Below are 13,052 nucleotides of genomic sequence, written 5' to 3'. Positions count from 1 at the left end.
AAAGGAATCTGAAAGCCTTATATTTACTGGCTTAGAGATTCCGAGAGATTATAAGAAGGGAAAGGGGGATTTTGGGATGAACAGTGGTATAAGACGGTGAGTACGGGAGGATAGGATTATGTATCCCTTAAAAGGAGAGGAGCCGGCGCGATGGGGTCGTGCCGGCTGGGTATGAAAAAGCTGTATATTGTATTAATCAGGATGTTTTATCTATCTATGACTAAAGTATACAGTTCAGATATGTCAAAAGTTTGAGCAGCCTCTTAATAAAATATGAAAATATTTAATAATTACTTATGGGAATCTTATTTTTGACAGAGGTATTCATAAAAGCGGCTCAATGGGCCTGACTGCTTAAGTTGGTAATTTTGATAATTCTCTCATGGTTTATAAGAAATCCCTGCGGTTCGGCGTATTAAGATGCCCTTCATACATGAGGTATCGTTGTGGGCTTTGTATATCAACATCTTTTCTTCCTCCGTACAATCCAGGAGAATTTTGATTTCAGAATCCCGTTTCAACAAATCAACCGTACACAGGATGGCGTCAATCCCGGCCGTATGGTCACTGCCTGCCCAGATGTCTATGCCCTCCCTGTCCATGGATGATGTATTTCTCAGAAATCCATAATCCACCTGATAGATAAAGTCCGGATGTACGGGATGAACCGACCCCTTTGGACGGTCTATGATAATCTCTGACTGTTCCACTAATTTGTCCAGTGCGGTCCAAAATGTATGTTCCAATATTGTGCTCCTTTCCTGAAAACGGACTCCATTCCGGAATTAGACCTCCTTCCGGAATGGAGTTTCTTTTTGTATTGGGCTTTATTCCAATGGGCAGAGGATTTTGGAGCAAGGCCCTATTTGTGCTGCGAAAGCCAGCGCTCCAGTTCATCCGACTCATCAAAGATTCCCTTTTGCTCATTGTACAGAGATAAATCCCTGCTAAGGGGAAAACCATCCATGAAATCCGACACGATCCTGTGATTCCGGCTTATGACAAGGGTGCAGGAACTGTCCCAGGGAACGATTTCCACCTGGGCCAGGGGGTGCTGGATGGAGACAGGATTGGTCCAGAATCCGGTGTACATGTCAGCATAGGGCAGGTCGTATTCCAGTACCTGGGCCAGGGAGATATGCCGGGGGAAGCCGGAGAGAACAGCCCAAATCCACTGGAAATCCTCTGTCTCAACCATGCGGGTCAGCTCCTCTCCAGAGAGCCAGCCATATCGGTCATACTGGAATATTCTCTGATAAAAGGCTTCGCTTTGGGTACAGCACTGACAGTCTGTGATGAGCCAGTTAAAGTCCTTCTGGGCGTGGCGGATTGAAAGGAACAGTTTTTTTAGATAGGTGTAACCTGTTTCACCTTTTTCGAGAATCGCGCCTTTCATTTCCTCTCCTCCTTTTTCCGGCAGTTATCCGTTCATATGGAACCATTATAGCAAAAGGTCATTCCAAAATACAGACATGTGTGAAATTAAGATTTCTTAAGATTTATATGAGGTATTTTCCAGGGGATTATTTTCTATCATAGACACATAAAAAGAGGAGTGACAAGATAATGGACCATGGAAAACCAATCATATATGTTAAAAATGTGCGCAAGGTTTACCGGATGGGGGACGAGGAAGTGGTGGCCCTTAAAAGGATTAATCTGAGGATTTATAAAGGCGAGGTCTGCTGTATTTTCGGAACGTCGGGGTCAGGAAAGAGTACGCTTTTGAATCAACTGGCCGGAATGGAGAAACCCACAAAAGGACAGGTGTTTATCCGCGGGAAAAATATATCGGATATGAATGAGGAGGAACTGGCCGCTTTCCGGCAGGAACATATGAGCTTTATCTTTCAGTCATATAATCTGCTGCCGTCCATGACAGCGGTTGAAAATGTGGCTATGCCCCTGATGTTTAAGGGAATGGACCGGAAGAGGCGGGAGGCCATGGCAGAAGAAATGCTGAAACGTGTGGGGCTTTCACACCGGCTTCATCATTATCCCTCCCAGATGTCCGGGGGCCAGCAGCAGAGAGCGGGAATAGCCAGGGCATTTGTGTCCAGACCTGAGGTAGTGTTTGCAGATGAACCAACCGGAAATCTGGATACAAAAACAACAGCGGAAATCATGGACATGGTCATGGGCTTTGCCAGAAGATTTAACCAGACCATCATACTGGTGACCCATGACCCGGGCATGTCCAGGTATGCGGACCGAATCGTGACCCTGGTGGACGGAATCATAACGGGAGATGAAAGGAAAGGACAGTGAGGATGGAGATAACAGGAAGGCTCAAACGGGCAGCGGCAGTGATGATTTCAACTGCTATGATAATAGGAATGTGCGGAAATGCTTTGGCAGAGGAGACAGACAGTTCCGGGGGGCGGGAAACGATTGCCGCAGAAGGGATTAATGAGAGAAACGAAGGCGGAATGGCTGGAGAGGGGACTGGAGGAATGGAAGCCGGAGCAGCAGGAGCCAACGGAGCAGGAGCCAACGGAGCAGGAGACAGCACAACAGAAAGTGCCGGAACGGAAACCGGTGTAGCGGGAACATCCCAGCCGGGCAGTGAGCCGGGCCGTGAGATGGGCAGTGAGACAGGCGGTTCAGGGGCTGATTCCGTCAGCGGGGCTCAGGACGGCGGCAGCCAGGAGGGCAGCGGAGGACGGGTCAGAGGAAAGGAGGATTCCAATAATCCAGACGATGGTGCCCCGGGAAGTGGAAGCCTGTGGGTGGGTGAGTATGAGATTTTTGCGCCGGGCGGTTCAAAGGACACCCTGGATGTGCTGCGCAAAGGGCGCCAGGCAAAAGTGGTGGTCAATGTAAGAAGCAATGGAATCAAGACAAGTGAGGTGGGAAAACGGGGAGTAACGGTAACAAAACTCAGCGACAGCTTCCGCAATGGGGAAAATCCAAAGGTAAAGATCACATCGGACAAGGAGGACGACCTGGAGTTTACAGTGACATTTACCAGGCTTACTTATACGGGAAAGGGGGATGTTTTGAGGCTGAAGGTGGGATTTAAGAGTTCCGGAATTCCCTCTGAACAGCTGGAAGTAAATATTTCGGAATGCGAGGAGTCGGCTCCCAGGGAAAATGGGGATACGGGAAGTACCACAGGGCAGCCAATCATAAGAGTCAGGAGAATCTCGCCGCAAAATCCCGTTGGCCCCGGTGACCACTTCACGCTGGAAGTGGAGCTTGAGAACACCAGTAAAGATGCGGATATCGAGGATATGGTGGTAAATGTATCGCCGGGAAGTTCCCTGTTCATAGGCGGTGACACTAACACAAGGATCGTTAGCCGCCTGGATACCGGGAGAGCTGAGCTGGTTAAATTCAATCTGATAGCGGGACAGGATATATCCGGTCCCAGCCAGCTTATTGATTTGGAGTTAAAATACAACTATTATTCAGGAGGACAGCTTACATCGGCTGCCTCTGTGCAAAAGGTGCTTCTGCCTGTAAAAGGAGGCACGGCTACAGGACAGCCCGTGCTGCTCATAGACAGGGGACCTATGGGACCAGTGAGTTCCGGCCAGCCGTTTCAGATTACTTTAAAACTGGAAAATACCGACACAGTCAAAGGAATACGGAATCTTACAGCTACCTTTGAGCCAAATGACCAGATATCTCTTCTGGAGGCAACCGATACACGGCAGATTGGGGATATAGGGCCGGGACAGTCCGTGGACGTGTCTGTGAACCTTAAGGCGGGATCCGAATTGTCGTCAGCAGCATCCCAGCTTTTGGGTATCACCTTGAAATTTGATTATGATACAGATAAGGGAACGGTCCAGGGTACGTATTCCCAACGAATCGTGGTGCCTACCAATGGCAAGACAGCCACTCCGGGAGCCCCCACGCCAAATATCATACTGACTAATTATACATATGGAGATAAAGTCTCAGCAGGACAGGTGTTTCGTCTGAACATGGAGTTTATGAATACCAGTCAGGTGTCTCCCATAGAAAACGTGGTCATTTCGCTGGAAACAGGAGAAGGTTTATCTATCAACTCGTCCTCCAACACATTTTATGTTCCAAAGATGGGACCGGGTGAGAAAAAAGCACAGCAGGTGGATGTCCAGGCATTGTTCCAGACAAAGGATTCCAAGGTACAGTCCCCTAAGATAACCATATCGTGCAAATATGAGTACATTGATAAAACAGAGAGAAAACAGTCTACTGCCGCAGAAACCATTGCAGTGCCGGTTTACCAGCCAGACCGGTTCCAGGTGAGCCCGCCCTCTTTTGTGGAGGAAATCCGTCAGAATGAGGAGACCACCATCTCGCTTCCCTATGTAAACAAGGGAAGAGGACAGGTGTACAATGTGGAAGCCAGTTTGGAAGGGGACATACAGGTAATTGACAGAAGCCTGAATCTGGGGAATTTTGATGCGGGAAAAAGCGGGACCATTGATTTTATAGCAACCCCGAAAAAGGCAGGGACCTTTGAGGGCAGGGTAAAAGTGACATATGAGGACGAGTCCATGGAGATAAGGACCATGGAGATTCCTGTGACATTCGAGGTGAAAGAAGGAGCTGCTGAGGAAACGGACGGCGCAGATATGATGGACGGAGAAATGGATGGGGGAAGGAAAATGAACTGGAAAATGATGGCCGGTATTCTAACTGCAGCACTGGTGGCAGGAATTCTGTGGATTAAGAGAAATAAAGCCAAAGGATTGAAGGGCCGCAAGCGGTACCAGGAGCAGAATGGCTGGGATGAACTGGAGGACGGTCAGGATTTGGAAGGCTGGGATGAACTGGAGGACAGCCGTGATCAGCCATCGGAAAATGAGGAAGATAAAACATGAAAACAAAGGACTTACTCACCATATGTCTCCAGAATCTGACCCGCCATAAAAGCAGGACCTTTCTCACTGTATTGGGAGTCATCATAGGCTGCTGCTCCGTGGTCATTATGATATCCATTGGAATCGGAATGAAGGAGGCACAGAAGAACATGCTGGCCCAGATGGGAGATCTGACCATTATCAATGTATATTCGGCCGGCAAAGGGAGCCGCTCGGCAAAGCTGAATAATCAGGCAATCCGGCGTTTAAAGGAAATGAAATCAGTGGAGGCAGTCACACCAAAACTTACAGCTGAAAACATCCCCATCACCCTGTATGCCGGAAGAAACCGGCGTTACAAGTCCGCCTACACCACCATTGTGGGCATTGACGTAAAGGCAGCCGAAGCCATGGGATACAAGCTGACGGACGGGACCTGGGACAAGGGGGGAAGGGATGGTGTCTTTGTGGGGGAGAATTTTGCCTATATGTTTGAGGACACCAAGAGGCCTTCCGGCAGAAACACGGTTGATATGTACAGCGGATATGATAACCTGGATGAAAGTGGAATGCCTGTGAAGCCCCAGCCATATTTTGATTCCATGAAAACAGCCTATACGCTGGATATCAGCAGCGATAAGGAGGATGATAAGAAAATCACGCGCCAGCTGGAAGCCGCGGGAAGAATGAAGGAGGATTACGGAAAAGGAGAGGAGACATCCATGGGGCTTGTGATGGACCTGGAAATGCTTAAGACCTTATTGGATCAGCAGGCTAAGCTGAGCGGCAGGAAGCCGGAGTGGAAAAAGGGATATTCAGGCGCCCTGGTGAAGGTAAAGGATATGAACCAGGTGGCGGAGGTGGAGACGGAAATAAAACGTATGGGATTTCGGACCAGCTCCATGGAGACCATCCGAAAGCCCATGGAGCGGGAGGCCAGACAGAAACAGATGATGTTAGGCGGCCTGGGAGCCATTTCCCTGTTTGTGGCAGCCCTGGGAATTACCAACACCATGATTATGTCCATATCTGAGCGGACCAGGGAAATAGGAGTTATGAAGTCGCTGGGGTGTTTTGTCAGGGACATAAGAAGGATATTCCTTCTGGAAGCGGGCTGCATCGGGCTGTTAGGAGGAGTGACAGGGACTGTATTCAGTTATGCCATATCCTTTGTCATGAATATGACCTCCGAAGGAATGTCGTCCTCATCCATGGCCGGAGCCATGGAAGCGGACATGGCGGGGCTTCCTTCCAGGCTGTCCGTGATACCGTGGTGGCTGTCCCTGTTTGCGGTCCTGTTTTCCATTGCAGTGGGCGTGGGGGCAGGTTATTATCCGGCCGGCAAAGCAGTAAAGATTTCAGCGCTGGAGGCAATCAAGCATGACTGACGGGAAAGAACAGCTGGAAGAAGGGACAAAAACAGTTGAATCAATAGGACTATTTGGTGGAAGTAAGAGAATATCTGAGATATAATGAAGATAGTTTGGCCATCCCGGAACATCCATACCCGGATGGTTAAAAATGAAACACGCCATTATAAAGAGAGGTGTCAGGTTGGACAAGCGGAAGATTTTATTTGCAGATGACGATCCGGAGATAAGAGAGGTAGTGAGAATCCTGCTGGAAAGTGAGGGATACCAGGTTGTGGAAGCAGAGAACGGGGAGCAGGCTGCGTCTGCGGCAGACGATACATTTGACCTGATTATACTGGATGTAATGATGCCGGGACGTAATGGATTTTCTGCCTGCGCAGAGATACGAAGGAAGTTAAATACGCCCATTTTGTTCCTCACGGCCCGCACCCAGGACTCCGACAAGACCATGGGATTTGGGGCAGGAGGTGACGACTATCTGGCAAAACCATTTTCCTATGCGGAGCTGGCGGCCAGGGTAAAGGCCATGATACGCCGATACCATGTGTATAAAGGCAAGGAGGAGGATGGGGAGGAATCCATAACTGTTAAGGATCTGGTCATTCAGAAATCATTTAATGAGGTCATGAAAAACAGCCGGGAAATTCTTCTTACGGATTTGGAATACCGCATCCTTTTACTGCTGGCGTCCAACCGGGGAAAATTGTTTACCATTGAGAATATTTATGAGAGCGTGTGGGGGGAAGCCTATTTTTACAGCGCCAATAACACGGTGATGGTACATATCAGGAATCTCCGCAGGAAGCTGGAGGCGGACCCAAAGAATCCAAAGTATATTGTCAATGTATGGGGAAAGGGGTATCGGATTGAGTAAGAGCAGGAGAATCAGCAGGCTGGGGACAGAGCTTACCCTGGCGGCAGTGGCGTCGGCCCTTGTTTCACTGGCTCTCTACATGGCCCTTAATACACTGCTTTTTGGTATCCTGGACCGTGTGCTTTTCAGTGAGGACAGAATGATTCTGAGGGAACAGGCCTGCGTGGAGCGGCTTCAGGCGTATGTGACAGAGAACGGACTGTCCACGAATGACGGTAAAATGCTGGACAAGTGGGCGTCGGGAGAAAAGAACCTTCTCATAACCATCTATAAAGACGGCAGGTTTCGGTACAGCAATGACGCCAAGGTGATGGTTATGGTTCCGGAAATGAATGAGTGGGAAGATACCTCATGGCTTTATGAGGTGAAATTTGCAGACGGGACTGCCCAGGCAGGGGTCAGCTATTATGTGGAATATGGATATTATGCTGCCGCCAGTGTGCTGGGAGGCGTGATCTCCATGGCAGTGTTTGCGCTGATGCTGGTCATGCTGATTCGCGGAAAAATCAGGTACATAGATTTGATGGAACAGGAGATACAGATATTAAAAGGCGGGGACCTGGATTACCGGATTACGGTAAAGGGGAAGGATGAGCTTGCCTCCCTGGCAGCGGAAATTGATGCCATGCGCTGTGCCATCAAGGAACGGCAGCAGAAAGAGGAGGAAGCGGGAAAGGCCAACCGTGAGCTGGTCACTGCCATGTCACATGATCTGCGCACTCCTCTGACGTCCCTGTTAGGTTATGTGGACATACTTCAGATGGAGAAGGGGGAAGACCGGGGGCAGCAGAGAAAGTATCTGAATTCCATTCGGGATAAGGCATACCAGATAAAGGAACTTTCAGATAAATTGTTTGAATATTTCATTGTTTATGGAAGAAAAAGGGAAGAGCTTGAGGCAGAGGAGGTTAATGGGGCTGAATTCCTGGGCCAAATCGTGGAGGAGAGCCTCTTTGACATGGAGAGCGAGGGCTTTGACATCAGGCGCAGTTCCGATGAAATCAATTGCAGGCTTTTGGCGGACATTAATCTGTGCCGCCGGGTATTCGGAAATATATTTTCCAATCTGCTCAAATACGCAGACAGGAACCGCCCGGTAACCGTATCCTATCAGCAGCGGGCGGATTGTCTTATCATCTGTTTTGGCAATTATGTGGCAGAGGACGCGCAGGAAAAGGAGAGCACCGGAATCGGCCTTAAGACCTGCGCTAAAATCATTGGGGACCATGGCGGAAGTTTTTACAGCGGCCGGGAAGCCGGTTTTTTCTTGACAAAGATAAGCCTTCCCTTAATCGTTTCCTGAAAGCCAGCATACAGCCACCACAGCCAGAATACCGATTCCCGATACCAAAAACCACATATTTACCCCGAAAATCTGGGCTACAGGGCTGGATATGAGGAGCCCCACAGGCATGGCTAAGGACATGATGCTTCCCAAGAGGGAGAAGGCCCGTCCCTGGGCTTTTGCAGGTATGGTCTCCTGCAGATAGGCCACGAATGGAATATTGTAGGCGCTGCCGGCTCCGCCCATGAACATGCAGGTCGCTGCAAAAACATACCAGGCCCACATATCAGAGGGCAGGATGCCGCAGATAAAGCAGGTGATGCCGCTTCCGGCCAGTCCCAGGTAGGAGGCCTTCAGTTTATTGTTTACCTTGCCCAGGCTGCCGAATATGATGGCGGATACCATCATGCCAAGGGCATAGAGGAATTCCACCGCGCTTCCATGCCATGCACTGGCCTTAAAATAAGTGCTGGACATCAGCGGATAATAGGAGGCCAGGGGCAGATAAAATACCATGGTAATGGCTGCGGCCGCAGTCAGCTTCATCAGCCTGCGGTCGCTCATGCAGATGCTAAGCCCCTCCTTCATCTCCCGGATTAAATGAGGGGCCTCCTGATGGCTGTGTTCCGGTTCAGGGATGGTTACCACCGCCATTGTAAGGCTGGCAGCACATGCGCCTATAAAATCAGTCAGCAGGATGACCGGAAGCGGCAGCGCGGCATACATGGCAGCTCCTATGACAGGTCCCAGCATAAAGGCGCCGGACTGCATGAACTGGTTCCAGCCATTGGCCCGGACCAGCTTGTCCGGCGGTACCAGCTGCGGCACGATGGACTGGATGGCAGGTGTATGGAATACACTTCCCAGGGCCCGAATGCCCAGAACCGCGCAGGCAGACCAGTAGGGAGGATGGCCCATCCACAGGAGGACAGCAAAGACCACGGCTACCAGGCCGATGAACATATCCGCTGCAATGGCTACATGCTTCCGTTTCAGGCGGTCAATCCACACCCCGGCAAAGGGACCCAGGAAGATTTGGGGCAGAAATGCCACCAGGCCGGATAACGCCATCATCATGGGAGAGCCGGTTTCGCTGGCCAGCCACCAAATCAGCGAGAACTGGACAGCAGAGCTTCCGATAAGGGAGACAGTCTGGCCTGCTGCAATGGTCAGAAATTTCTGTTTCCATCTTGAATAATCATTCATATTAAAAAATCCTTTCCGTATTCTGTATCTGACCTGACATGGCGTCCTGTTTTGGGTTTGTCCCAAAGCCTGTTTTGGCTGTATAGAGCATACATACAGCATAAATATAATATAAATACAACATGAAAAGGCAGATAAAGCCATTACGGTTCTATCTGCCTTGCCTGTATGTAGAAAACAAACTGTCCCCCGGATCAGCGGCGGGCAATTCACATATTACATAAAAATATATCAGGCGTATCTGCATTTCATCCGTAAAACAGGCACAACAAAAAAACCATATCAGGTTTTATTTAATTGCTGCTTATCTTAAACGAATGGATAAATACATCAAACGCCCTCCTTATTATGAACACTTGGCGCCTGTCTTTCAGACGCTTCCATGCGATACATGTCACCGGCACTTAGCGGGTTCTTTCCGGGCTTCGTGCAGTGGCTTTTGTAAAGTAAAGTCATCATATCAGAAAATGTGCGGTATGTCAAAGAAATTTTACCGGGGAAACTCATGGCAGAATTCATGGCGAAATACACGCCGGGGAAATTCACATAGAAAATCACCGGAAAAATCGCCGGAAGAATTCACAGAAACTTACAGAACCGAAGGCGGTGGGATAATAGGAAGGTTCACCGTAAAGGTGGTACCGATACCGGCCTCGCTGACGACTCGGATCTGACCTTTGTGGAGGTGTACGATTTTTTCCACCACCGTGAGGCCAATGCCGTTTCCCTCTGCCGTATGGGAGCTGTCTCCCTGGTAGAAACGGTCAAATATATGGTTCTTTGTCTCCTCATCCATGCCGCATCCATTGTCCAGAATCTGGAAAACCACCTGGTCTTTCTTCCTGTGCAGCTTCAGTTTTATCTTTCCGTTCTGAGGGGAAAATTTGATGGCGTTGTCAATCAGGTTAATCCATACCTGGTTTAGGAGCGCCTTATTTCCGCGGTATTCCAGTTCATCCATATCAATAAACAGTTCCAGGTCCTTTTTCTGCCATTTTGATTCCAGCAGCAGGACAGACTGGCGCACTTCTTCCGACAGGTCAAAAGATTCCATATCGGACAGGATGCTCATTTTTTCTATCTTGGACAGATTCAGCACATTGGTGGAGAGCTGGGACAGGCGGTTGGATTCACTTATGATGATATCCAGATATTCGTCCCGTTCCTCCTTTGTGAGTCTGTCATTTTTCAGTATCTTGGCAAAGCCTCTCAGGGATACAATGGGAGTCTTGAATTCATGGGAAAAATTATTGATGAAGTCAGAGCGCAGCAGCTCCGTGTTCTCCAGTTCCTGGGCCATGCGGTTAAAGCTTTCGGAGAGGCGTTCAAATTCACGGTTCAGGTCCAGGTGGATGCGCACCTTGAAGTTGCCATCCGCCAGCTGGTTGATGGCCTCAATCAGGTCGCGGATGGGCTTAAGGGGGATGCGGCTTAAGAGCAGGGTGAGGCCGGCGCCAACCACGGCGCTGAGCACGGCCAGCAGGGGAATGGGGCGCCAGAACTGGGGGATGGGAATATCAGCCTGGTAGAAAATCTTCCAGTACAGGTACATCAAAAATCCCTGCAGGGTCATGACCGTGAGCATGATTAAGAAGATACCTGCGGTCAGTATGAGGGTCATGGTACCCAGTGGTTTCCGGTTTCTCCTGTGTCTCATAGATGTTTCACCGCCTTGTAGCCCAGGCCGCGTATGGTTTCAATGGTAAACTCGGGATAATCCTCAAAACGCTTGCGAAGCCGGTTAATGTGTACATTGATGGTATTGTCGTCCGACTGGGATTCCATGCCCCATATCTCATCCATGAGCTGGATACGGGTGAATATCTTGCCGGGATAGGACAGGAGCTTGTAAAGAAGATAGAACTCCTTGCGGGGCAGCGTCTGGCTTTCATCCCCTCGGCTTACGGTCAGGGAGTCGTAATCCAGGCACACATCTGCGATGGTGATGCGCCGTTCGTTCACAATCTGTGCCCTGCGCAGAAGGGCCCGGATGCGCAGAATCATCTCCTCCTCATCCACGGGCTTTGTCATATAATCATCTGTTCCAACAATGAATCCCTTCCGTTTGTCCTCCGGCAGCTGTTTGGCGGTGACCATGAGAATGGGCAGGGTGTAATCTGTAGCCCTCAGCTGTCTGGTGAACTCATAGCCGTCCATGCCGGGCATCATGATGTCCAGGATAACCAGGTCTACATGGTGGGTATCTAATAATTTCAAGGCCTCCAGGCCGTCGCATGCCAGGATGGGATGGTAGCCGTGTTCCTTCAGTACAGCTTCCATCAGCCGCCGGGTATTCTTGTCATCTTCCGCAACCAGTATCTGAAACATGTTCCATTACCTCCCTCTGTTACATTTCATTATACATATATAACATCTTTTTATAAAGTAAACATAAACGAATCATCAGAAAATGAAAGAATATTTATTTTTTTATTTAGGATGTTTATGTTTTACAATCGCGATACCAGACGCAGAGAGGCCGGTTACCGCTCCCTGCCGCAGGAAACCGAATCACATAAACTGATAAACAGCTGCATGAGCGGACTGACCCACTTGTTTTTATGGTGCGCGCAGACGGCAGTGATTTTTGTGCCTGAAATAGCGGTTGGAATTTTCACCAATTCACCATGGTTTAATTCCTCTGTTACTGTAAATTCGGGAAGAAAGGAAACCCCCACATTGTTTTTAACAAGATTTTTGATTGTGGGAATGCTCCACAGCTCAATGGTATGGTCGAGAATAATTGATTTATCACGAAGATATTGTTCAAAAATCTGCCGGAAAATGCAGTTCGGTTCATTGATGATGAGAGGGAGCGGAATGGTTCTGTCCGGTGTCACAAAATCCGGGTATCTGTTTTGTATTTCGGGGGACGCCACCAAAACCACGGGATAATCACCTAAAGGCTTAACCGCAAGATTCGAGCCAAAACCTCCCACATCCTCATAAAATACGCCTAAATCCAATCCGCCGCTGAAAAGCTCATCCCGAATATCATAACAGTTCATAGAGCGCAGGAACAAACGGGCTTTCGGAGCCTGCCTGTGAAATTCCTTCAAAATAGCGGGAAGTTTGTAACATAGCAGACTTTCGCCAACGCCGATCTGGATATCTCCCTGGCATTCCGATAAATGTTCGCCTAAAAAAGATAACTTGTCCACGGACTGGAGAATGTCATCCACATAAGGAATCAGATGCTCTCCTGCTTTTGTCAAAACCATTTTCCTGCCGATTTTTTCAAATAAAGTAGTGGATAAGTCGCGTTCAAGCTGATTCATTTGAAACGTAATGGTAGACTGTGTATAATTCAGCTTTTTGGCAGCTTTGGAAAAACCGCCTTCATCAATAATCGTGCGGAATGTTCTTAAACATTTAAGCTCCATGGGTTTTCCTCCAATACTTCAAGAAAATTGAACTATATATATAAATACTTTGATTTGTTCGCTGCATTGTTTTGTGTTATTATAGCAGACAAGAGGAAGGAGGGCAAGTGCGATTTGTCAAAGCTGGTTTCCTTG

General features: G+C 48.8%; 11 protein-coding genes. 5 read left to right on the top strand and 6 right to left on the bottom strand.

Going from position 1 to position 13,052, the window contains the following annotated elements:
- Window positions 1-380 precede the first annotated feature (380 nt).
- Window positions 381-746, bottom strand: a complete 366-nt coding sequence (locus LI015_RS25955; RefSeq protein ID WP_002565166.1) for a hypothetical protein — start codon at window positions 744-746, stop codon at window positions 381-383.
- Window positions 747-862: 116 nt separating this feature from the next.
- Entirely contained in the window at window positions 863-1,396 is a 534-nt protein-coding gene (locus tag LI015_RS25950) for a hypothetical protein (protein WP_002572258.1), read from the bottom strand.
- A gap of 170 nt (window positions 1,397-1,566) precedes the next feature.
- On the opposite strand from LI015_RS25950, the gene LI015_RS25945 reads away from it, so the two are divergent.
- From LI015_RS25945 to LI015_RS25925, 5 genes are all read left to right on the top strand, one after another.
- A complete protein-coding gene (locus LI015_RS25945; protein WP_002565164.1) occupies window positions 1,567-2,268 on the top strand; it encodes an ABC transporter ATP-binding protein in 702 nt (233 codons plus the stop codon).
- 2 nt (window positions 2,269-2,270) lie between these two features.
- A complete protein-coding gene (locus LI015_RS25940) occupies window positions 2,271-4,817 on the top strand; it encodes a COG1361 S-layer family protein (protein ID WP_227126637.1) in 2,547 nt (848 codons plus the stop codon).
- On the top strand, window positions 4,814-6,184 hold the full coding sequence (locus LI015_RS25935) for an ABC transporter permease (RefSeq protein ID WP_002565162.1): 1,371 nt from the start codon (window positions 4,814-4,816) through the stop codon (window positions 6,182-6,184). Before LI015_RS25940 ends, LI015_RS25935 begins: the two co-directional genes overlap by 4 nt.
- A 133-nt stretch (window positions 6,185-6,317) precedes the next feature.
- Window positions 6,318-7,043, top strand: a complete 726-nt coding sequence (locus LI015_RS25930) for a response regulator transcription factor (protein WP_048928794.1) — start codon at window positions 6,318-6,320, stop codon at window positions 7,041-7,043.
- A complete protein-coding gene (locus tag LI015_RS25925; RefSeq protein WP_002565160.1) occupies window positions 7,036-8,346 on the top strand; it encodes a sensor histidine kinase in 1,311 nt (436 codons plus the stop codon). The genes LI015_RS25930 and LI015_RS25925 overlap by 8 nt, the downstream gene beginning before the upstream one ends.
- Here LI015_RS25925 and LI015_RS25920 read toward each other — a convergent pair.
- The 4 genes from LI015_RS25920 to LI015_RS25905 form a co-directional block, all read right to left on the bottom strand.
- Window positions 8,332-9,534: an MFS transporter gene (locus tag LI015_RS25920; RefSeq protein WP_117625925.1), complete on the bottom strand. Its 1,203-nt coding sequence runs from the start codon at window positions 9,532-9,534 to the stop codon at window positions 8,332-8,334. The two genes, LI015_RS25925 and LI015_RS25920, sit on opposite strands and share 15 nt — an antisense overlap.
- A gap of 589 nt (window positions 9,535-10,123) precedes the next feature.
- On the bottom strand, window positions 10,124-11,191 hold the full coding sequence (locus LI015_RS25915; protein WP_118018617.1) for a HAMP domain-containing sensor histidine kinase: 1,068 nt from the start codon (window positions 11,189-11,191) through the stop codon (window positions 10,124-10,126).
- Window positions 11,188-11,862: a response regulator transcription factor gene (locus tag LI015_RS25910; RefSeq protein ID WP_002565157.1), complete on the bottom strand. Its 675-nt coding sequence runs from the start codon at window positions 11,860-11,862 to the stop codon at window positions 11,188-11,190. The genes LI015_RS25915 and LI015_RS25910 overlap by 4 nt, the downstream gene beginning before the upstream one ends.
- Window positions 11,863-12,017: 155 nt before the next feature.
- Window positions 12,018-12,917: a LysR family transcriptional regulator gene (locus LI015_RS25905; RefSeq protein WP_119204970.1), complete on the bottom strand. Its 900-nt coding sequence runs from the start codon at window positions 12,915-12,917 to the stop codon at window positions 12,018-12,020.
- Window positions 12,918-13,052 lie beyond the last annotated feature (135 nt).

The organism is Enterocloster sp. 210928-DFI.2.20 (assembly GCF_020554465.1).
Classification (GTDB): Bacteria; Bacillota; Clostridia; order Lachnospirales; family Lachnospiraceae; genus Enterocloster; species Enterocloster bolteae.
This window is presented reverse-complemented; position numbering and strand designations above follow the sequence as displayed.

Bases quoted from the DNA above. Each gene is read 5' to 3' on its own strand.
- LI015_RS25950 (WP_002572258.1), bottom strand. From the start codon at position 1,396: ATGAAAGGCGCGATTCTCGAAAAAGGTGAAACAGGTTACACCTATCTA.
- LI015_RS25945 (WP_002565164.1), top strand. From the start codon at position 1,567: ATGGACCATGGAAAACCAATCATATATGTTAAAAATGTGCGCAAGGTT.
- LI015_RS25940 (WP_227126637.1), top strand. From the start codon at position 2,271: ATGGAGATAACAGGAAGGCTCAAACGGGCAGCGGCAGTGATGATTTCA.
- LI015_RS25935 (WP_002565162.1), top strand. From the start codon at position 4,814: ATGAAAACAAAGGACTTACTCACCATATGTCTCCAGAATCTGACCCGC.
- LI015_RS25930 (WP_048928794.1), top strand. From the start codon at position 6,318: ATGAAACACGCCATTATAAAGAGAGGTGTCAGGTTGGACAAGCGGAAG.
- LI015_RS25920 (WP_117625925.1), bottom strand. From the start codon at position 9,534: ATGAATGATTATTCAAGATGGAAACAGAAATTTCTGACCATTGCAGCA.
- LI015_RS25915 (WP_118018617.1), bottom strand. From the start codon at position 11,191: ATGAGACACAGGAGAAACCGGAAACCACTGGGTACCATGACCCTCATA.
- LI015_RS25910 (WP_002565157.1), bottom strand. From the start codon at position 11,862: ATGTTTCAGATACTGGTTGCGGAAGATGACAAGAATACCCGGCGGCTG.
- LI015_RS25905 (WP_119204970.1), bottom strand. From the start codon at position 12,917: ATGGAGCTTAAATGTTTAAGAACATTCCGCACGATTATTGATGAAGGC.